The 20,031-nt window shown below is 50.0% G+C and carries 19 protein-coding genes and 1 pseudogene; 6 read left to right on the top strand and 14 right to left on the bottom strand.

Annotation, left to right across the window (positions count from 1 at the left end):
- The coding region (locus B2Z72_RS18725) for a GTP-binding protein (protein ID WP_297005568.1) at positions 1 to 239 on the bottom strand (239 nt) is incomplete at its 3' end.
- A gap of 241 nt (positions 240 to 480) precedes the next feature.
- Here B2Z72_RS18725 and B2Z72_RS18720 point away from each other — a divergent pair.
- A complete protein-coding gene (locus tag B2Z72_RS18720; RefSeq protein ID WP_296985071.1) occupies positions 481 to 1,155 on the top strand; it encodes a phosphatase PAP2 family protein in 675 nt (224 codons plus the stop codon).
- Positions 1,156 to 1,232: 77 nt separating this feature from the next.
- Here the strand turns inward: B2Z72_RS18720 and B2Z72_RS18715 are convergent, their stop codons facing one another.
- From B2Z72_RS18715 to B2Z72_RS18705, 3 genes are all read right to left on the bottom strand, one after another.
- Positions 1,233 to 3,242 (bottom strand): methyl-accepting chemotaxis protein, encoded by a 2,010-nt coding sequence (locus B2Z72_RS18715; RefSeq protein WP_296985073.1) that lies wholly within the window; start codon positions 3,240 to 3,242, stop codon positions 1,233 to 1,235.
- 233 nt (positions 3,243 to 3,475) lie between these two features.
- A complete protein-coding gene (locus B2Z72_RS18710; RefSeq protein WP_296985116.1) occupies positions 3,476 to 3,949 on the bottom strand; it encodes an NYN domain-containing protein in 474 nt (157 codons plus the stop codon).
- Between the two features lie 78 nt (positions 3,950 to 4,027).
- On the bottom strand, positions 4,028 to 4,861 hold the full coding sequence (locus B2Z72_RS18705) for a Tim44 domain-containing protein (protein ID WP_296985076.1): 834 nt from the start codon (positions 4,859 to 4,861) through the stop codon (positions 4,028 to 4,030).
- A gap of 195 nt (positions 4,862 to 5,056) precedes the next feature.
- Here B2Z72_RS18705 and B2Z72_RS18700 point away from each other — a divergent pair, with 195 nt between their 5' ends.
- Both B2Z72_RS18700 and B2Z72_RS18695 read left to right on the top strand, forming a co-directional pair.
- Complete coding sequence (locus B2Z72_RS18700) at positions 5,057 to 5,521, top strand: bacteriohemerythrin (RefSeq protein WP_296985077.1); 465 nt, start codon at positions 5,057 to 5,059, stop codon at positions 5,519 to 5,521.
- A 499-nt stretch (positions 5,522 to 6,020) separates the two neighbouring features.
- Complete coding sequence (locus tag B2Z72_RS18695; protein WP_296985079.1) at positions 6,021 to 6,518, top strand: bacteriohemerythrin; 498 nt, start codon at positions 6,021 to 6,023, stop codon at positions 6,516 to 6,518.
- Between the two features lie 437 nt (positions 6,519 to 6,955).
- Here the strand turns inward: B2Z72_RS18695 and B2Z72_RS18690 are convergent, their stop codons facing one another.
- From B2Z72_RS18690 to B2Z72_RS18645, 10 genes and pseudogenes are all read right to left on the bottom strand, one after another.
- Positions 6,956 to 8,344 (bottom strand): SLC13 family permease, encoded by a 1,389-nt coding sequence (locus tag B2Z72_RS18690; RefSeq protein ID WP_296985081.1) that lies wholly within the window; start codon positions 8,342 to 8,344, stop codon positions 6,956 to 6,958.
- A 130-nt stretch (positions 8,345 to 8,474) separates the two neighbouring features.
- Positions 8,475 to 9,182 carry a M15 family metallopeptidase gene (locus B2Z72_RS18685; protein WP_296985083.1) on the bottom strand — a complete coding sequence of 236 codons (708 nt, stop codon included), beginning with the start codon at positions 9,180 to 9,182 and terminating at the stop codon, positions 8,475 to 8,477.
- A gap of 243 nt (positions 9,183 to 9,425) precedes the next feature.
- Positions 9,426 to 10,004: a HupE/UreJ family protein gene (locus B2Z72_RS18680; RefSeq protein WP_296985087.1), complete on the bottom strand. Its 579-nt coding sequence runs from the start codon at positions 10,002 to 10,004 to the stop codon at positions 9,426 to 9,428.
- A gap of 139 nt (positions 10,005 to 10,143) precedes the next feature.
- Complete coding sequence (ureG, locus tag B2Z72_RS18675; RefSeq protein ID WP_296985089.1) at positions 10,144 to 10,785, bottom strand: urease accessory protein UreG; 642 nt, start codon at positions 10,783 to 10,785, stop codon at positions 10,144 to 10,146.
- Positions 10,786 to 10,863: 78 nt separating this feature from the next.
- Positions 10,864 to 11,559, bottom strand: a complete 696-nt coding sequence (locus tag B2Z72_RS18670) for an urease accessory protein UreF (protein ID WP_349676756.1) — start codon at positions 11,557 to 11,559, stop codon at positions 10,864 to 10,866.
- Positions 11,560 to 11,677: 118 nt separating this feature from the next.
- Positions 11,678 to 12,115 (bottom strand): annotated as a pseudogene (gene ureE / locus B2Z72_RS18665) (urease accessory protein UreE); the annotation flags it as partial.
- A 10-nt stretch (positions 12,116 to 12,125) separates the two neighbouring features.
- Positions 12,126 to 13,835 carry an urease subunit alpha gene (gene ureC, locus B2Z72_RS18660; RefSeq protein WP_296985094.1) on the bottom strand — a complete coding sequence of 570 codons (1,710 nt, stop codon included), beginning with the start codon at positions 13,833 to 13,835 and terminating at the stop codon, positions 12,126 to 12,128.
- Positions 13,836 to 14,112: 277 nt separating this feature from the next.
- Positions 14,113 to 14,418 (bottom strand): urease subunit beta, encoded by a 306-nt coding sequence (locus tag B2Z72_RS18655; RefSeq protein ID WP_296985096.1) that lies wholly within the window; start codon positions 14,416 to 14,418, stop codon positions 14,113 to 14,115.
- A gap of 11 nt (positions 14,419 to 14,429) precedes the next feature.
- Complete coding sequence (locus B2Z72_RS18650) at positions 14,430 to 14,732, bottom strand: urease subunit gamma (protein WP_296985097.1); 303 nt, start codon at positions 14,730 to 14,732, stop codon at positions 14,430 to 14,432.
- A gap of 97 nt (positions 14,733 to 14,829) precedes the next feature.
- On the bottom strand, positions 14,830 to 15,714 hold the full coding sequence (locus tag B2Z72_RS18645) for an urease accessory protein UreD (protein WP_297005563.1): 885 nt from the start codon (positions 15,712 to 15,714) through the stop codon (positions 14,830 to 14,832).
- A gap of 231 nt (positions 15,715 to 15,945) precedes the next feature.
- Between B2Z72_RS18645 and B2Z72_RS18640 the strand changes: the two genes are divergently transcribed.
- The 3 genes from B2Z72_RS18640 to B2Z72_RS18630 all read left to right on the top strand — a co-directional run bounded on the left by B2Z72_RS18640 (position 15,946) and on the right by B2Z72_RS18630 (position 19,884).
- Complete coding sequence (locus B2Z72_RS18640) at positions 15,946 to 17,868, top strand: methyl-accepting chemotaxis protein (RefSeq protein ID WP_297005561.1); 1,923 nt, start codon at positions 15,946 to 15,948, stop codon at positions 17,866 to 17,868.
- Between the two features lie 412 nt (positions 17,869 to 18,280).
- A complete protein-coding gene (locus B2Z72_RS18635) occupies positions 18,281 to 18,739 on the top strand; it encodes a hypothetical protein (protein ID WP_296985104.1) in 459 nt (152 codons plus the stop codon).
- 269 nt (positions 18,740 to 19,008) lie between these two features.
- Positions 19,009 to 19,884 (top strand): hypothetical protein, encoded by an 876-nt coding sequence (locus B2Z72_RS18630; protein WP_296985107.1) that lies wholly within the window; start codon positions 19,009 to 19,011, stop codon positions 19,882 to 19,884.
- The last annotated feature ends 147 nt before the right edge of the window (positions 19,885 to 20,031 follow it).

Raw genomic sequence — 20,031 nt, 5'->3', positions numbered from 1 at the left:
ATACAGCCATTGCTCATTTCCACCATCTTTTCTTCGCCGCGGCGAAATTCGACTTCGTTCTGGACGAATGAAGCATCGATATTTACTTCACTCATATCGTTCACGATAACGGCAACTTTCAGTTCGTCGCGGTTGGTCAGAATGTGATTGAGGAGGGTGGTTTTACCTGCGCCAAGAAAGCCCGACAAAACAGTGACGGGCAGGCGTGGGTCATTTGCATGGGGTTCAGTGGGAAGCACAGTATTCTCCTTTAATGGATTGTTATAACATAACATTAAGGTTTGTGCTTGCCAAGGATAGCTGATCGCTGGAGACCGGGTGTGAAGCGTCGAAATGCTTGTCGTTACAGTCCAGGATCATTCAGCTGCAGGCCCTGACTTTTACTTACAGATGTCCGCTGTACTGAGGGTGTTGGAAAAATGCAGAGTGCTGGCAAAACCGGTATCCTGCGCGTTCAATATCTTTTTGCATGGGGTCGTCATGAGCTGGCTGAAGCAACACGCTGACTGGCTGTTTTTTGCGCTGCTGTCCGTTGTATTTATTCTGTTTCCGCAGATTGATCTGATCGTCAGCGGCTGGTTTTATGATCCGGCCACCGACAGCTGGCCGCTGAATCATCATCCGCTGTCCGATTCCATTTACGCTTTGTTTCGTTACGTCCCTTATGTGCTGGTGCCGGTGTTACTGATCACTGTCGGCCTTACGTTTGTAAAGCACGGTATTGATAAGGGGCAGCGCCGTATCTGGGTGTTTATTCTGGTCAGTCTGCTGGCGGGCCCGGGTATTCTCGTGCACAGTGTATTTAAGGAAACCTTTGATCGCGCCCGCCCGAAGCAAGTGGAAGAATTTGGTGGTAAAAGTGGTTTTACTCCGGCCTGGGTCATTTCTGATAAATGTGAGCGTAAAAAATGTGCGTCTTTTGTCAGTGGGCATTCGGCCATGGGTTTCTGGATTATGTCTCTGGCCTGGGTGTTCCGCCGTCGCAGCTGGCTGTGGGCGGGGATTATTACCGGTGGCATTGTCAGTGCCGGTCGCATTGTTCAGGGCGGGCACTTCTTAAGCGATACTCTGATCGCCGGATATGTCTGTTATTTTGTTTACCGCGGACTGAGCTGGTGGATACTCGGTCACAGCCGGGTCAGCGTTGACAATTGATCGTCAGGGTTTGCTGAAATTGATATAAGAAAGCCGGCTTATGCCGGCTTTCTGGTGCTCATAAAAGCTGTCTGCTATCAGCCGTGTTTAACAAATTCCATCAGCTCTTCTGAGGCATCACGAATACGGGAAATATTGTGATTAATTTCCTCGGTCGTAGCACTTTGCTCTTCAACCGCCGTAGCAACCTGCAGCATATGCTGGCTGATGCCGTCGATCATGCGTGCAACTTCATCAAGCGACTGATTGGAATTATTTGTGACTTCTACCGTTTCGTTGGCGCGCTCCAGTCCTTTCGACACTTTACTGACCGCTTCACGCACATTGGCAGACAAATCACTGATCAGGTGACTGATTTCTTCAGTTGAACTCTGGGTTTTTGCCGCCAGTGTGCGCACCTCATCTGCGACCACGGCAAACCCTCGGCCCTGTTCACCAGCGCGCGCTGCCTCAATCGCAGCGTTCAGTGCCAGCAGGTTGGTTTGCTCGGCGATCATGCTGATCACATCGATGATTTTGGTGATGTTCTCACTGCTGATGGCTACAGCTTCAATAGTGGTATTGGTAGCAGCCATATCTCCGGAAAGAGCCGACACCGATGACACCGCACCTTCCAGCATTTTCCGCACGTTCTGAGTGGCTGCAACAGATGCTGATGCCTGCTCCGACGATTCTGTGGTCAGTGAAGATACTTCGCGTATCGTGCTGTGCATTTCCTGCATAGCGGTGGCGACACTGTTGATTTCGTCCGCCTGAGACGTGCTGCTCTGCATAACCTGTTGAGAATGTGTGCGCGTGCGCTCATCAGTTGCCTGCAGTTTATCTGCCATGGCATTCAGGGAATGGGCGACAACATCGCGGTCAGAACCGGGTTCAGCTCTGGCATTCAGATTGTTACTGGCAATGGATTCACACACCTGAGCAACGCGCTGAAAAGAATGACCAACCGTCAGCATGCTGCTGTACATCTGATCAATTTCGTCGCTATTACTTTGTGTTGCAGAGTTCTTCGCAGGAATATCGCTGACATCGCCTGCTGCAACTTTACGTGCAAGATTCAGTGTCGTCTGAGTACGGCGGGTGATGGAGCCGGTAAAACGCAGCGCCAGGATAACAACTACGCTCAGCGCTATTAACAGAAAAATAAAGCTTTTGATGGCATCGTGATAAATCGGAGTCATGACGTTTGACACGGCTACCCGCTTCATCAGTTTCCAGTCGCCGGTGGGAATATTTACCGCCGTGTAGAAATAATCAGTACCCTCTACCGGATCTGGTGCAACGATAACGGAGCCCATGTCTTTCAGTAAGCGGTCAAACAATGGGCCGAATGGAGTATCACTCATGGGCAAGGTGCGCAGTTGTTCTGAGTTGACTGAAGCCGAAATAACCCGGTTGTTGCGGCTCAGCAGTAGCAGATCAACGCCATCCTCCCCGGTTAGTTGCTTAAGGTAGCCATCGAGGAACGTCAGAGAGCGGTCAACACCGGCAATGCCTTTGAATTTACCATCAATGACAATGGGGTAAACCTGTTCAATCAGCAGCATGCCGTCATATACGTAGGGCTCAGTAATCAGCCCGGTGGGTGTCCCTTCTTTCTGGTAGAGTTTGCGAACGCCGTCGTAGTAAAGGCTGGTCTCCATGTCCGCCAGAGGAGTGGCGAGAATTTTACTGCCATCACGGTACCAGTAAGGCAGAAAACGGCCGTTGTCGCTGTGAGAGTCTGCACGGTTGAGATTCTCGCTGTCCTGTCCGTCAGCGTTGGGCTCATAGCCGATATAGGTTCCGAGGAATTCAGGCTGGTTCTCCAGAACCTTGTGGGTAAAGCTCAGTGTTTGTTCGCGGTCGCCGAACATACCGGCGACCTGGGCTTCGGCCATGAGTTTGGCACTGTGCAAAGCCTGCTGATTACCCAGCTCGACCTGGCGGGCAGTGGCTTTGGTCTGGCTTTGAATGAGTTTTGCAGCAGATGCTTTTGCCTGCTGCGCACTTTCATAAATAGAAAAGCTGACCAATCCGAAAAATATAACAACGGATGGGAGTACCAGCTTAACCAGAATACGGTTTCTGAGGCTTGATGACAGCATTAGGGCTCCGGACTGAAAATCTCCCGGTATAACTACGTATACCGGGCAGGGGAATATCACGTAACAGTAATGTTAGTCCAGAATGCAGGGATTTCCAGAACGTCCGCACCAGAATTGATAGTGGTGTCATTAAAGGATATCCAGGGAAACGTTCTTGCGGAACAGAGCGAAGCCGGTCCTATACAGGTGCCGTTCCTTTGCAGGAATCGATCCCGGAGGTGTAGCTGGTGGCGTCAGTTGAGCAGCCAGTCCGCTGTGATTGGCGTATAGCCGTTGGCGGCATGGATGAGTGATTGCGCGGTCAGCTTTTCAACGCTGTAAACATGAACGGTTTTTCCTTTCTGGCGCAGGGCTTTAACCAGAATATCGAAGTCCCCGTCACCAGAGACCAGAATGATTTCATCCACTGAGTCACTTTCCTGCAGGGCATCTACGGTGATTCCGACATCCCAGTCACCCTTGGCGGAGCCATCTGCGCGTTGAATAAATGGTTTGAGTTTTACGGTAAATCCAATGGCACGCAGGATGTTCTGGAATTGGTTTTGTTTGCTGTCTCCGCGGTCGATCGCGTAGGCAAAAGCTTTGATGATTTCTCTGGTTGCTGATACTTCAGACCAGAAGCGGTTGTAGTCAAAATTGCGTTGAAAGGTTTGCCGGCAGGTGTAATAGACGTTCTGTACATCGACCAGAATCAGGGCTTTCTGCATCATGGCTACCTTACAGAGTATGTAACAGGGAAAAGAAAAAAGCCCTGCAAAGGCAGGGCTCCTGTCAGTAGCTGGCAGTTATTCGGCTTCGATACCAACGATCAACCAGGGTGCATCTTCTTTGCTCAGGTCGCGCTCGAGATGCCAGATATCAAAAATACCGTCTTCTGATTTTTCCAGTTCATCTTTGACACGGCCGCGGAACAGAATACTGATCTGGGCATGCTGATCATCATAATCACCGCGCACGATTTCTGCGCTCAGGTCCAGAACTTCGGTCTGTGGCGGTACCATCATACTCTGGCGCTGACGTGCCAGAGCGGCATACAGCTCCGGCGCCACGTATTCTGCAATAACAGACAGATCGCCTTTGTTCCAGGCTTCCTGAACCTCGCGGAAATGCTGCTCGGCTCCCTGGGCAAATGCTTCGCCGTCAAATCCCGGTGGGAAATTCATCGGTACGCTCTGATCGGCTGAGCCGCCGGAAGCGCTGGTAAAATCCTGCTGGCTGCTGTCATGGCCCGGATCGCCACCGGCCCATGCCTGTCTTTGCTGTGCATGACCCGGCGCTTTACGGCGCAGCAGTTTAAAAATGATAAACGCCAGAGCTGCCAGCAGCAGAATATCCATAAACTGAATACCTTCGAAGGCGCCACTGCCCAGCAGATATGCAAACAGCCCGCCGGCCAGTAAACCACCAAGCATGCCGCCCATCAGCCCGCGACGGCCATTGCTGGCTGTAGGGGAGGTGGTCTGTTTACTGCCGCTGGCATCCTGTGGCGAAGATTTCTTATAAGGTGTGGTGCTGAAGCTTTTGCCAAAGCCACCACTGCCGAATTTCTTCGCTTCTGCCGTATGAACCATGCCGGCCAGTAACATAATGCTGGTGATTATCGTAATCAGAGTTTTCATAAGTCCTGAAAATATCCACGTTTTAAAACAATGGAACAGATAATAAGAGAAATCGATCACAGGTGCGAACAGGAGTTGGTCAGGTTTCTTTACAAATGTTAAAAACCACACTAGGTGTGTGGTTGATCTGTATCAAAATAATGCTAACGCGCTTATCTAAAATACCCGAGTTTTTTTCACACTAGAGTTGTACTTATGGAAAAGATTATCTGGTCCCGGGATCTGGAATTAGGCATTGATATTATCGACGCCCAACATAAGAGAATCGTTGACTACATAAATGATATAAATGGAGCGATCATGTCAGGTGATCGTGAAAGTGTCTATTTGGTGATGGAGCAGTTACGTGACTACACCATGGATCACTTCGCTTTTGAAGAACAGCTTCTGGAACAATCGGGATATACATTATTAGATTCACATAAGCAGGTTCACCGTCGATTTGAAGCGAAAGTTGAAGCTATGGTGACGGAGTTGGGCAACGGTACAGACCCAATGGGGGTCGCCCGTCGAGCGAAAAACACGATGAAAGTATGGCTGATTCAGCACATTAAACATGAAGATCAGGATTATCTTCCGGTTGTTAAGAAAACGCTCAAGAAAAATCAAAACTGGATTAATTCGTCACTGAAGCGGATTTTTGGCAGTGCCACTGTCTGATTTAATGCCTTCAGTGATTTCACTGTTTTAATACTGATAAGTTTAATTTTATTGTTTGTGTGCCTGGTGTCTTTCTCAGATACATTTATTTCATTTATGTACGTTTGCAGCAATACTGCGCCCGGATATTACGTTGTCCGAAACAGTATTGCTGTATTGTTCATAATGTATGATTAATACAATAATATAATTTGAATACAGATATGGCAGTGACAAAAATTGTCATTATTTTATATTTATTGGCAGTCGTTTAATTATTATAAGCGGGAAGGCTGGTGGTATTTCTTAAGGGTAATTTATTGATAATTAAAGGATAATATCATTCTTAAGGATGTAGTGCCTGACAATTAAGGTAGGAATAATAAAATTCCTGAGTATTTTAATAGGGTTAATCTGTCAGGAATTACAATAATATTTTTGTAAATATGCTTTTTATTTTGGATTTTTTGACACACTATAAATTGGTGTCCAAATAGAATAATTAAGTCGGGTAGTAGCTATGGAAAGAATCGAGTGGACTGCAGATCTGAATTTAGGGATTGATGTTATCGACAGCCAGCACAGGAATATTGTGGATTACATTAATCAACTGACCGAGGCTATTGAAACGCAACAGGACCATGAAGTGCTGTCTGTGTTAGAGCAACTTGCCAGCTATACTATCGACCATTTTGTGTTTGAAGAAGAGTTGTTGGAAAAAGCTGGTTATATGGAACAGGAAGACCACAGCGAGTTACACCGGAAATTTGAAAGCAAGGTATACGCGATGATGACGGATTTTGTTTCAGGCAGTGATCCTTTTTCCATAGCTCGCCGGACCCGTAACTTTCTACAGATGTGGCTGATCAGTCATATCCGCAAGGAAGACGCGAAATATGTTCCGTCTGTCAAAAAGGTTATTGGCCGTCAGCAGGGCTGGATTGAGTCTGCGCTAAAGCGGATCTTCGGCAACGCTGATAACAATGAGGACGTGTACGAAAGTCCTTATCAGGCCTGAGGCCTGTGCTCTGCCGCTGCTCCATGTCAGCGGCATTAACTTTTCCTTCTTCAAAAACTTTCCCGTCTGAAAAGCTGACCGTCTGAAAAGCTGACCGTCTGAAAAGCTGTCTCTTCTTTCGCAATTCATTCCTTTGCCTCTCTCAGCCTTACAGCGTCTGTCGTTTTGCTATCGACATTAAAGGGGCTTCTGTCCACGTGCGCTGAAATGTTCCTGTGTCGTCTGATTTTCTGCGCGATTCTTTTTCTGTGCGATTGCTGCTCTGAAGGAATGCAACAGCAGGAACGTAACAGCAGGATTTTCTGTGATGGAACAGACGGGGAAACGGAATAAGAGAAGAACAAACAGAGAGGGCGAACTGGGAGGGGGGGGGGTATCCGGGAAAACCGGGTTGGATTTATTGCACTGACCCGGGTGGGTCAGTGCAATAGCAAAACTTACCAGAACAGCCAGGCGTAGAAGGTGATCAGGACGATACACACAATGTTGATACGCAGGCCGACTTTCATCATATCGCTTTGTTCGATATGACCAGAGCCGAACACAATGGCGTTTGGCGGTGTTGCAACCGGCAGCATAAAGGCGCAGGAAGCCGATACCGCGATCACGGTAGAAAGTACCAGCGGTGATACGCCGAGGCTTTCAGCAATCGCAGCGAAAACGGGTACCAGCAGGGCGGCACTGGCGGTGTTACTGGCGAATTCGGTCAGGAAGACAACGAATAAAACAACACTCAGCAGCGACAGCAGCATGCCTGCATTATTCAACAGTTCACCAATGGTTTCTGCGAGGAATACGCTTGTACCAGTGGCTTTCAGAACAGAGCTCAGACACAGACCACCACCGAACAGCAGCAGTACGCCCCAGTCAGTCGTGCGTTCAATGTCGCGCCAGCGTACAACGCCGAAGAAGGCCAGCAGAATAATCGCATTAATAGCGATGATGCTGTCGAATTTTGAAAAGCCGCCCAGCATTTTGTTCAGCGGGCCGCTGAAAATCCAGCACAGAGCAGTGAAGGCGAAAATAACCAGAGTTATGATGCGTGCAGGCGTCCACTGCATTGGCGTGTGGTCAACTTCAAAGCTGTATTTCAGGTCTGGTTTAACGGTCCAGTAGAGTACCAGAATAGCAATCGGCAACAGGATAATGGCAACAGGTGCCGCCAGTTGCATCCAGCCAATAAAGTTAAGACCGGTTTGTGCTGCAGCGATGGCGTTTGGTGGGCTACCCACCAGGGTCGCGATACCACCAATGCTGGCACTGTAGGCAACACCCAGCAACGCAAAAACGTAAGTCGGTTTTTGCTTAACCGGATCCAGCTGGCTGAGAATACCGAGTACCAGAGGCAGCATCATGGCAGTGGTGGCTGTGTTACTGATCCACATGGACAGACCTGCGGACACGGCGAACAGCAACAGAATGGCAACGCTCAGACGGCCACCGGAAATCTGCAGTACTTTATTGGCAATTGCGCTGTCCAGCTTTTGAGCGTGAAGCGCCGCAGCCAGAGCAAAGCCACCCAGAAACAGGAAAATAATCGGGTTGGCGAAGTTTGACAGCGCTTTTGGTGTTTCAAACACGCCGAACACAACGGACAGAATTGGCACCAGCAGGGCAGTAATGCTGACGTGAATGGCTTCGGTCAGCCACAGAACGGCGACAAAGACCAGAATACTGAGGCCGGTGACAACCTTAGGATCAAACGGCAGCAGGTTATACATTAATGCAAACAGGATGACATCGATCAGAACGATGAGGTGTTTGCGGTCAAACAGCGGCTCTGCCGGCACTTTTTCGGGGTCGTATTGTGGACGAATCTCAGACATAGTTATTCTCTGATCTGATGTTGGAATTTTTGGCAGCGCGTACATTACAGTCTGCTTTAAGGCAGGCCAAATTTTCATGCGCTGACAAAGGCTTAACAGTCGGGAAGATGGCTTTTAATGACCGCTATCTTTACGGTTCACGCTCTTGACCGGTCAGTGGTTTTACCATTTCTCCGGAAAGGAAATTAAAGCAGTGGGTGGGAAAGGGTTCATTTTTGAGTGTGAAATGCCACCATTCCTCCGCGATACCGGAAAAATTCCACCCATTCATGATTTTCTGCAGAAACATTCTGTTGGAACGCTGAGTTTCACTGATGAGACTATAGTCGGTGCGTGAAGCCGGCCCAAAAAAGTCAAAACAGGTACCCATGTCCAGTTCGCTGTCGTCACTGCGGCGGATCAGCGTCAGATCCACCGTACTGCCGCGCGAGTGCCCTGAAGGTGAGGCGAGATACCCCCGGGGGATAATTTCTTCTTTATCCAGTGATGGATAAAATATCGCTTTCCCCTGATTGTCATCCTTGTCTGCTGCCCAGCCCATAAAGTAATCAACACTGCGTTGCGGGCGATAAGCATCGAATATTTTTAAACCCAATCCAAGCGGACGCAGCTGATCCTGTACGCTTTTCAGAGCAGTTGCTGCTTCACGGGTAAGCACAGCCCTGGCATTCTCATAACCAGGCACCGGGCGACCGGTAAAGTTGTCTGTACTGGCGTATTTCAGATCAATCACGATATCCGGGATGAGTTCGTGCAATATGCAGAAATAATGCTGGTCGTCACTGGGGGTGGAATAGGTATCCACGGCAGGAGAATCCGCTGACAAAGAAGGTTTCATAGTGACGGGAGTATCGTCCTCAGTAACACATCTGTCCAGTATGCTTATGTGATTATTCTGTTTTATAAGCTGACCAGTAAGCTGGTCATTGAGGTACTCAGCGGGGTACTCAGTAAGTTACTCAATAAGGTGGCAGAAAGCCCCTGGAAAGCTTCCGGCAAACGATCCGCAGGGTGTCTGTAAATCTTACCGGCATAAAAAACGCCGGACGGGCCGGCGTTTTTCAATCTGCGTTGTCAGTGATCAGGCAACGCCAAAGGCAACACCCGCCAGGGCAATGGAAGCACCAGCTGCGCGACGGCTCATATCAGCCGCTTTGTTATTGCCGAATGCTGCCAGCGCATAACCTGCTGCGTGCAGGATGGCTGTGGCGATAATAAAGCCTGCACCGTAAGTGGCCAGACTGGCCATGGCTGGCATTTCCGCGCCGTGAGCAAAACCGTGGAAGAAAGCAAAAACCCCTGCCAGTGTCGCACCCGCTAAAGCGCTGTTGGCCATTTTCAGGCGGAAGTTGAAAGCGACCAGTGCACCGAATACAACCACGGAAGCAGCAATCATGAGTTCAGTGAACGGCAGTTGCAGCTGTGTGGTACCGACGAATGCACCAACGGCCATCATCGCAACAAAAGCAACCGGCGTTGCCCAGCGTGCAGCACCAGACTGACGGGCCGCGAACAGACCAACTGCCAGCATTGCCAGCAGGTGATCCATACCGGTGAATGGGTGCGCCAGGCCAGAAGCGAAGCCTGTGGTCTCATGACCCGGATGAGCAAAAGCTACAGCTGGCATCAGCAGGCCGGCAGCAATGAGCAGTTTTTTCATAATGTTTCTCCTTTGGGAGTATTCCGATCGATTCAGTTTACTTAAAAAATTCTTCCGATGCCCGGATCATTGATGCTCAGTGTAAATCAGACACTTTTGGTCGGAATTGATTTATTGCATTAATGACGCGGATATCCGCTCATACCACGGCTTTGGCCGGTGGAATTTCTTTGCTCTCCAGCATTCCCTCAGCAACGATGAACTGAATGATGGCATCCAGACCTTCGGCTTTCTTCAGATTCGAGAAAACAAATGGGCGTTCGCCACGCATTTTCTTCGCATCCCGGTCCATTACACTGAGATCGGCCCCTACTAATGGCGCCAGATCTGTTTTATTAATAACCAATAAGTCCGAACGGGTGATACCAGGTCCGCCTTTGCGCGGGATTTTATCACCTGCTGATACATCAATTACGTAAATTGTGAGATCAGACAGTTCCGGACTGAAGGTAGCGCTGAGATTATCGCCGCCACTTTCAACGAATACCACATCCAGATCGCCATGGCGCTTCATCAATTCGTCGATAGCCGCCAGGTTCATGGAAGCATCTTCACGGATTGCTGTGTGCGGACAACCGCCGGTTTCTACGCCGAGAATACGGTCTGCTTCCAGCGCTTCGTTACGGGTCAGAAACTCCGCATCTTCTTTGGTGTAGATATCGTTGGTCACCACTGCAATGTTGTAGTGTTCACGCAGGGCTGAACAGAGTGAGCGCAGCAGGGCCGTTTTGCCTGAACCAACCGGACCACCCACACCAACGCGCAGAGTTTGTTTTTTCATTGTGTTCTCCAGAAATTCTGAGTCTTGCTTAAATTCTTTAATCTTTCTTTCAACGCCGTAGCTGCAATGCAGCCAGCTCTAAGAGCGGAAGAGGCGCGTATATTGGGTTTCGTGTTTTGCGCTTGCTATCGCCATTGCCGGTAAAGAACCGCCAATTTCGTCTTCTTCCACATCATGAGAAATTTCAATGGTCTGTGGAATCAGCGTCTGTAAATCGCTTAATAACTGTTGTGCCTGAGTCTGCCCCAGCGGCACCAGTTTGGTTGCCGCTGCGACCATATTTTCCAGCCATGCCCAGCTCAAGCCGGTGGCAGCCGATTCATAGGGAATCTGCCATTGCACCGCAGGCCAGGCATACAGTGCAACGAAACTGACATCGCCCTCTGCATTTAATGCGTACTGTGGCAAAGCGACATCGAGACTTTTTAACAGTCGTACCAAAGCCTCGCCCATGGCGGTGTCAGTTAAACGCAGCTCCCGGGTTTCGCGGCTGGCGAGAATTAAATCGTTCCATTCACACCAGCGCGCTTCGTCATTCTGCTGTACTGCCAGCATCGCACCTTTTAATACCGGCAGATCAATTAATGCCTGGGTCTCGTGCAGTTGCGTGGCAATCCATTCACGGGTCATCTTCATATTGCTGACCCAGCCTTTTTCCACGGCATATTCCAGCCCCTGGGAAAAAGCAAAACCACCAACCGGCAGGCTGACGCTGGAAAGCTGCAATAAACGCAGCAAGCCAGGCGTGCTCAGCAGGGCAGAATCAGTGGTCATGGTCATGCCCGTGATCATGTGAATGGCCATGCCCATGAGAATGGTCGTGCGAATGACCATGACTGTGCCCGTGTGAATGATCATGCGAATGACCGTGATCATCATCGTGCCCATGACTGTGCGAGTGGCCACCGGAATAAGCACCGGATTCCGGCACAAACACCGCCTGCTCATGGCTTACCATTAAACCTAACTGGTGCAGCATATCTTCCAGCACGTGGTCAGGTTTAATGCGCAACCAGCGGTCGCCGACTTCCACTTTTACATGGCGGTTACCGAGGTGGTAACAGGCCTTGGCAAAGGTAATCCAGTCGTCGCAGCTGGCGTGTGCCACGTCTTCAACGGCACCTTCCACTTTGACAATTTTACCGTCAGTGGCTTTTAAAAATTCACCAACGATTAACGGCTTGCCGCGCTCCAGAAACAGACGGACTTCTTCACCGTCGGTACTGATTAAGCGCAGGCGGCCACGATCACGTTTTTCGTAATCCACCACGACGGTGCAGTACACCGGATCATGGCAATGAGTGCCCAAACGTTCGTAAACATCCAGCATCAGGCTTTCCTCAGAATAAATTGTACAGCTGTGCCAGTGGCAGTTCGGTGGCTGGTTCACAGGTGAGCAGCTCGCCGTCGGCACGTACTTCGTAAGTTTGTGGATCAACCGTAATGGTTGGCATCCAATCGTTCAGCACCATATCGGATTTACGGATATTGCGGGTGTTTTTGCATGCTGCAAGGCCACGCTGCAGACCGTATTTTTCTTTGACGTTATTTTTTAACGCAGCTTCCGATACGAAGGTCAGGCAGTTAGCGTTAACCGCACGGCCCATAGCACCGAACATCATGCGGTAATGCACTGGCTGTGGTGTCGGGATGGATGCGTTGGGGTCACCCATTGGCGCCGCTGCAATCATGCCGCCTTTAATGATCATACTTGGCTTGGCGCCAAAGAATGCAGGTTTCCACAGCACCAGATCAGCCAGTTTACCTTGTTCAATGGAGCCCACTTCGTGGGAGATACCGTGAGCAATGGCCGGGTTAATGGTGTATTTGGCAATATAACGACGCGCGCGGAAGTTATCAGCACCCAGCGTTTCGTCTTCTTTTAAGAAGCCAAACTGAGTCTTCATTTTATGCGCGGTCTGCCAGGTACGGGTAACCACTTCACCGACGCGGCCCATGGCCTGAGAGTCGGAAGAAATCATGCTGAAGGCACCACGGTCGTGGAAAATATCTTCGGCGGCGATGGTTTCTTTACGGATACGGGAATCGGCAAAGGCGACGTCTTCGGGAATGGAGCTGTCGAGGTGGTGACAGACCATCAGCATGTCCAGGTGTTCATCCACCGTATTCGCCGTATAAGGACGGGTAGGGTTGGTGGATGATGGCAGAACATTCGGGTAGGCACAGGCACGGATAATATCCGGCGCGTGGCCGCCACCGGCACCTTCGGTGTGGTAAGTGTGAATCACGCGGTCTTTAAAGGCACCGATAGTGTCATCCACAAAACCGGATTCGTTCAGTGTATCGGTGTGAATGGCTACCTGTACGTCGTATTTTTCGGCGACGGATAAACAGCAATCAATTGACGCTGGCGTGGTACCCCAGTCTTCGTGCAGTTTTAAACCACAGGCACCGGCTTCCAGTTGTTCTTCCAGTGCCGCCGGCAGCGAGGCATTACCTTTACCGAGGAAACCAAAGTTCATCGGCAGGTCATCAGTGCCCTGCAGCATTTTCTCGATATACCAGGGGCCTGGGGTGCAGGTCGTGGCGTTGGTTCCTGTGGCCGGGCCGGTACCACCACCAATCATGGTAGTTACACCGCTCATTAATGCTTCTTCGACCTGTTGCGGGCAGATAAAGTGAATATGCGCATCAATGCCGCCTGCGGTCAGAATAGAACCTTCACCGGCGATCACTTCAGTACCCGGGCCAATAATGATATCGATATTGTCCTGTACATCCGGGTTACCGGCTTTACCGATGGCAAAAATACGGCCACCTTTGATACCGACATCGGCCTTAACTACGCCCCAGTGGTCCAGTACCACGGCATTGGTAATGACCAGATCAACGGTTTCAGCGCTGGTGCGCTGACTTTGTCCCTGACCATCGCGAATGACTTTACCGCCACCAAATTTCACTTCCTCACCATAGGTAGTGAAATCTTTTTCGATCTGAATAAATAATTCGGTATCACCCAGGCGCACTTTATCGCCTGTGGTCGGGCCAAACATCTGTGAATAAGACGTTCTGTCCATTGTACGGCTCATAATTCTCTCCTGATCCTGGGCCTGTAAATATTAATTTAACAGTGCCTGTTATAGGTTAAAACGCATTCAGGCAAGGCACTGTGAACGTGGCCTAATGGGTTAAGCGAGAGAGCAGTAACACAGCATGAAGGTGTTTTAACCATAACCCTTTGGGCTGAATGCCCAGTAGTCTTACAGGTATTCATCTTCGTGTTCTTACTCCTGATAACTCATTCTCTCACTACATTGCAGTGGGGTGTTCAGCAGGCCTGATGTAATTGATTTTTTACAGGGCCATTCAAAGTTTGCCCATTGTTTCACCGCGGAAACCGTACACTGTGCGGTCACCAACGTATTCTACTAATTCCACTTCACGCCCCTGACCCGGCTCAAAACGCACGGCGGTGCCGGATGGAATATTCAGACGGAAGCCTTTGGCAGCTTCGCGGTCAAACGACAGTGCCGGGTTAGTCTCAAAAAAATGATAATGCGAACCGACCTGTACCGGGCGGTCACCGGTATTTTCAACACGGATGGTGATGGTTTTGCGTCCTTCGTTGAGAACGACCTCGCCATCGGCAGGGATGATTTCACCTGGAATCATAATTTTTCTCCTTAAACGATGGGCTCGTGGACGGTGACTAATTTTGTGCCGTCGGGAAAAGTGGCTTCAACCTGAACTTCGTGAATCAGCTCTGGTACACCGTCCATCACCTGATCGGCGCTGAGCAGCGTTTTGCCGTAGCTCATTAACTCGGCTACCGTTTTACCATCGCGTGCACCTTCCATAATTTCCATGGTCAGGTACGCCATAGCTTCCGGATAATTCAGTTTCAGGCCACGATTGAGACGTCGTTCGGCCAGCAGAGCTGCGGTAAAAATCAGCAGCTTGTCTTTTTCGCGGGGAAGCAATTCCATCCTGCACCTCTGTTTGTAAATAAAATTTGGGTTCTTAACTAAAATTCGGGTTAGTAAATACGGTTGTTGAATACACTGTCATGGTATTCACTATCTGTCAGGTCGCCCAGATGCGCGGCGCACAGGCGGGGCGTTGCAGCAGCAGTGGACGTACAATTTTCCACACTTCCGTCAACAGTAATCGCGCTTTTTCACTGCAGTCGCCAAGACAACGGACGGTTAAGAATTCTCCGTTCATACTGACGCCGGCGATGTGCTCATCGCACAGTGCCTGAAGCGTTTCCATTGCGCTGGACGGTAAGTCTGCGGCGAATGGTCCAGCAACCATCAGGCCATGCACCGGCTGCCCGCGGAATCCGGCAGAGGCGTTCAGCACCTCGTTGTTTTCTGGTGTCAGCTTCAGCCGCTCATTCAACAACAGGCGGCCTTCACGATAGATTTTCAGCCCCTGCTTAAGAGTTGTCTGCTGGTCGGCATCGTTCAGACGAACGCCGTTAGCCGGTAAGCCAAGGCTGGTGATTTCCCAGCCAATAAAGGCGCTGTCGGCAGCCAGGTCTACCCGGGTTTCCAGCTGAGCTTTTGATGACGGGAATAAAATGGTCTCCAGCGGCATCCATTCCAGCGCACTGCCACAGGAGGTGCTGAGGTTGACCTGTTGTTTCTGGATCAGGCCATCCGGGCGCGCTCTGTAAACCCGGCCGGCACCGGGCGTTGTTACCAGGGTGTGACTGTGTTCTTCGGCGCGGACCTCAATGGTCAGGAAATCTCCGGAGACCATGCCACCGGGAGGATGCAGAAGGTAAATATGCGCGCAGTCCGGCCCTTCCGGATAAAATGGCTTTTGCACATAAAGAGGGCCTTTATGTTCTTTGTGCACAAGTTTGGTGCCTCTTGGCGTTTTTCGCGTCACCAGTTGCAGCCGGGCGTTCCAGTATGGTGCGTCAGCTTGCGCGCTTTTCAGCGGCTGAACGGGTAGATTCAAGCCGTATCTCCTTGGGTCCGGGCTGAAGGGTCAGACAGAAAGTCATCAACAGGGTAATTTATGCCGCTTTGTATAAGCAAGGCGAATACCAACTTGACCAAGCGGTCAGGAATTGGTGTTTGCTTTATCAGTAGAACTGACTTGAATATATATCCTGTATTAACTGCCAGCAGCACAGAATTCTTCAAAGTGCTTTCTATACTCCAGAAAAAACAACGCTCTGGAGTCACTATGTCAGTGCTTAAAAAGTTTCTTCTGACCCTTGGTCTGATTGTCGGCGCATTCGGTGTCGTTCTGTCATTAATCAGTCTCTATACGGCCAAAGAAACAGCCGATCAACGCCATGAAAGGGAGGCACTGGCGGCCATTAATGAAGTGAATACGCTGCTTGACCTGACCAACGGTATTATTTCTGAACGCGTTCAGAGTTCGATGAAACTGTTAAAGGAACGCGGAATGGCGCTGGGTGACGCCCGCTCCGGAGAGCCGGTAACCGTGTCAGGAACACCCGCAACCAATCTTTACATGGGAAATTACGGTCTGGCCGGTAACTATGAGCTGGTTGATCAGCTGACAGCCGTTATGGGGGGCACCGCTACCATCTTCAGTCGTCAGGGAGATGATTTTATCCGTATTTCTACCAACGTAATGAAAGAAGGCAAGCGAGCTGTTGGTACCAAACTGGCCCCTCAGGGTAAAGCTATGGCGGCGATTCGTCAGGGGAAGGCTTACTATGGTGAGGTCGATATTCTGGGTAAGCCATATCTCACAGGCTATGAGCCGTTAAAAAATTCAGCGGGAGAAACTATCGGTATCTGGCTTGTCGGTTATTCTGCTGACATGGATGTGCTGAAAAAGGCGATTTCAGACTACCGGATTTTGCAGAATGGATTTGTTGCGTTGCGCGACACCAAAGGCTCGGTACGTATCCATTCAGATCATGTAAACAGCGAGTTGGTAGATAAAGTAATATCCGGCGAGAACAGTCCGTGGGATGTAACTGTTCGCGAATACACTCCGTGGGGTTACGACATTGTGATTGCTGTTCCGCACGCTGACGAGAACGCGATTATGCAGGCAGCATTTTTCTCTGCAATTGCAAAACTGATGATCGCGCTCGTCGTTCTGGTGGTTGTTATGTATCTGCTGGTGAACAGTCTGGTAATAAACCCACTGAAAAAGCAGACCGCTGCGATTTGTGAACTGGCCGAAGGCGAAGGCGATCTGACCGTACGGTTTAATTCCCGCCGCAGCGATGAGTTTGGAGAGATGTCACGGGAATTCGATCAGTTGCTGGAAAGACTGCAGCAAACGATGAAAGAAGTGTCCGGACAGGCGCGCAGAGTAACTTCATCAACGTCACAGTTAACGGACCTGTCCGCCCGCATGGGCAGCATCCAGTCCGGACAGAGTAAACGGGCGGGAGAGCTGGCTGCTGCAGCCCATGATTTATCTCAGTCTGCCGGTCAGGTATCGGACAGCACGGATATGGCGCGTGAAAATGCCGAGCATGTGCTGGATACCATTCAGAAAGGTTCCTCTTTGTTGACCGAAGCATCCGGTAAAATCCGTAACCAGGCGGATGTTACTGAAAAATCGGAACTGGCAGTGTCTGAGCTGGCGTCTGAAAGTCAGAATATTTCAGCGGTGCTGGAAGTTATCCGCAATATTGCTGAGCAAACTAATCTGCTGGCTCTGAATGCTGCCATTGAGGCCGCACGGGCAGGTGAGCAGGGGCGCGGGTTTGCGGTGGTTGCAGATGAAGTACGCTCGCTCGCCAGTCGTACGCAGGCCTCGACTGAAGAAATTAACACCATGGTGGAGCGGCTGCAGAAGCGTGGGGAGCAGGCGACAGGTCTGATGCAGAATAACCGCCAGCAGGCTGCTGAAAATGCTCAGTTAATCGACGGTGTTGGCGAAACCTTCTCATCGATTCTGGCAGCGATGGAAACGCTGAAGAACAGTAATGCTGAAATTGCCAGAGCAACGTCCGAACAGAGTTCGGTGTCAGAGAATATCGCCAACAACGTTGGTGACATGCACACGGCGAGTAGTGAAATTACGGAAATCGTAAAAGCGACGCAGCTTGCTACTGAGGATCTGACCGGCGTCGTAACAAGCCTCAACGGGCTGATGCAGCAATATCGTTTATAGGCGGTTTAACAGCTTGCTGAATTAAGAAAAAGCCCCGGCAGCGATGTCAGGGCTTTTTGTATTATCGTTCCGGATTTTCTTGGATTGCACATAATGAACAGGGATTGTCCTGAATTTTTATGCTTAATTTCCAATCGGAATATGAACGGCTTTTCAGATTGTTAACATTAGCTGTTAAAGTCGAAATTTTATTCGGAAAGACTTAACGGCGATGCTTGTTGACGTTAGGATGCGCGCCGCACACAAACTGTGACCACCTGAAGCTTGTATCAGGCTGAATGCTCAGCACTGTCAGCTTCAGGGATGCGGTTACTGGATATGATTCCAGGATGCATAACCGCTGTCGGAAATGGACCAGTGGTTCTCAGAATCTTGTGTGAAAATACCGGCGACAGAATATAAGGAAAAGGATATGGTTCCTTCAGCAGCATTAGAATTTCCCAATGGTTCCCGCAGTATTATTTTTTCGTTATCCGCCAGCCTTTCACGGGTGACGGGTAAGCAATACCAACAGGGAAAGTACCTCGACGATCCTTCCGTTCTGGAAGTCGTTTACGATGCACTCGATTGCGAAGATCCGGTGGTGTCCCAGTGGCTGAATAAGCTCATTAATCTGTTGACGCCACATCATTACCTTCATCTGGCTGAGAAAGGTGTCAGCGTCCATCCTGAGTTTCCGGCGACCAGGACTTACCGCGGCTCTTCAATCCCGCTTGAGGAAGCAGGACGGGTACCGGAACAGCCTTCTGTAAGAGTCTATCGTGGCCAACAGGTGACGGAAGACAACGGAACAGCCTCAGCAAAGCCATCTGACGGCAAAGGAAAGAAACGTAAAGTCATCTATCGTGGCCAGGAAGTCTGGGTCGACTGATTCGCATCTGATTATATTTTTATCATTAGACGTGAGCTGCTGCTGACTATTTTTACTCTTCAGTTTTCGCAGCTTTCCCGCATAGCCAGTCCCTGTTTCTGAACCCTGAAGAGACTGGCTTTCTTTGTTGTCTTCAACCGGTTTGTTCTCATTATCCTCCCTGTCACTTCTCTGTCTGGCCTTTATCCAGCCTTGAGCTAATCTCAGAACAGCTCCCCCAGTTTTAGTGCTGGCTGCTCATACCTACCTGACCGGTTTAAAAGGACATTATGAATAAACTACTTATCCTGTTTTTAAGCACCTTTATGCTCTCCGCCTGCATCAGTAGTGATGACAGCAGTGACGACACTAGCGGTGATCCCGATGATAACCAAAGATCTTTTACTACCTCAGATGAAACCTGCGACGATGTTTTTCTCGGGCAGCATCGACGTGATGTGGCAGCGACAGCCGCGATCAATGTGGAAATTGTGCATGCTGATGCATTAGGTATTTGGAAGTTGGCCGTCAGCGATGGTCAGCCGCTGACAGCGACGATGGAGGTACCGGACGATAAAGACTATCAAATGGCGCTGTTTGATACCGATGGCAACAAACTGGCATGTTCAGATAATGCCGGATTTGGTACCGGCGAGCAGATGGAATACGAAGTCGATAACCTGACCATGGTATGGCTGAAAATCTGGACATCAGCATCACCGAGTAATTCGGCAGCAACCATTGTGGTATCAACGCCTGTGGCCAGTGTGCCGACGGCGGTGACAGAGCTGGAGCCTAACGATACTCATGCGACCGCTCAGGAAATTGGTGTAGCCCACAGCCTGATTACCAGCACGGTTGCAGATGAATCAGCTGATCCTGACGATTACTTTGTTGTGGATGTGGCTGAGGGCGACATTGTGACCGTAACAGCCGAAGTTGCCAGTAACGTTACCGGGCTGGCGTACGTAGCTCTTATGGATGAAGCGGGCGAAAAAATATCGGTTGAGGGCGAAGAATTGTCCGCGCCGCTGGATACAGAGCCATATTCCGCGACTCTGGTGTATGAAGTGCCGGCTTCGATGACGCAGCTTTATGTCTGGATGTCCTCTGTGCTTGGCACAGCCAGTTATGAACTGGAAATTCAGGTACAGAGCCCGGATTAAGCTTTGCTACTGATCTGCTGCACAACCCAAAAGCCGGCCCATGCGCCACTGCTGTCCCACAAATTTCTATTTAAGCATTTTTGAAAAATGTCAGGCCCCTTGTCCTCATAGAGGGGCGTTACCCCTCTCGCCGGACGGGCTACCTCC

This window comes from Thalassolituus sp. UBA6592 (assembly GCF_002433655.1).
Classification (GTDB): Bacteria; Pseudomonadota; Gammaproteobacteria; order Pseudomonadales; family Oceanobacteraceae; genus Venatoribacter.
This window is presented reverse-complemented; position numbering and strand designations above follow the sequence as displayed.

Coding starts and splice junctions, on each gene's coding strand:
- B2Z72_RS18720 (WP_296985071.1), top strand. CDS start 481: ATGAGCTGGCTGAAGCAACACGCTGACTGGCTGTTTTTTGCGCTGCTG.
- B2Z72_RS18715 (WP_296985073.1), bottom strand. CDS start 3,242: ATGCTGTCATCAAGCCTCAGAAACCGTATTCTGGTTAAGCTGGTACTC.
- B2Z72_RS18710 (WP_296985116.1), bottom strand. CDS start 3,949: ATGCAGAAAGCCCTGATTCTGGTCGATGTACAGAACGTCTATTACACC.
- B2Z72_RS18705 (WP_296985076.1), bottom strand. CDS start 4,861: ATGAAAACTCTGATTACGATAATCACCAGCATTATGTTACTGGCCGGC.
- B2Z72_RS18700 (WP_296985077.1), top strand. CDS start 5,057: ATGGAAAAGATTATCTGGTCCCGGGATCTGGAATTAGGCATTGATATT.
- B2Z72_RS18695 (WP_296985079.1), top strand. CDS start 6,021: ATGGAAAGAATCGAGTGGACTGCAGATCTGAATTTAGGGATTGATGTT.
- B2Z72_RS18690 (WP_296985081.1), bottom strand. CDS start 8,344: ATGTCTGAGATTCGTCCACAATACGACCCCGAAAAAGTGCCGGCAGAG.
- B2Z72_RS18685 (WP_296985083.1), bottom strand. CDS start 9,182: ATGAAACCTTCTTTGTCAGCGGATTCTCCTGCCGTGGATACCTATTCC.
- B2Z72_RS18680 (WP_296985087.1), bottom strand. CDS start 10,004: ATGAAAAAACTGCTCATTGCTGCCGGCCTGCTGATGCCAGCTGTAGCT.
- ureG (WP_296985089.1), bottom strand. CDS start 10,785: ATGAAAAAACAAACTCTGCGCGTTGGTGTGGGTGGTCCGGTTGGTTCA.
- B2Z72_RS18670 (WP_349676756.1), bottom strand. CDS start 11,559: ATGACCACTGATTCTGCCCTGCTGAGCACGCCTGGCTTGCTGCGTTTA.
- ureC (WP_296985094.1), bottom strand. CDS start 13,835: ATGAGCCGTACAATGGACAGAACGTCTTATTCACAGATGTTTGGCCCG.
- B2Z72_RS18655 (WP_296985096.1), bottom strand. CDS start 14,418: ATGATTCCAGGTGAAATCATCCCTGCCGATGGCGAGGTCGTTCTCAAC.
- B2Z72_RS18650 (WP_296985097.1), bottom strand. CDS start 14,732: ATGGAATTGCTTCCCCGCGAAAAAGACAAGCTGCTGATTTTTACCGCA.
- B2Z72_RS18640 (WP_297005561.1), top strand. CDS start 15,946: ATGTCAGTGCTTAAAAAGTTTCTTCTGACCCTTGGTCTGATTGTCGGC.
- B2Z72_RS18635 (WP_296985104.1), top strand. CDS start 18,281: ATGGTTCCTTCAGCAGCATTAGAATTTCCCAATGGTTCCCGCAGTATT.
- B2Z72_RS18630 (WP_296985107.1), top strand. CDS start 19,009: ATGAATAAACTACTTATCCTGTTTTTAAGCACCTTTATGCTCTCCGCC.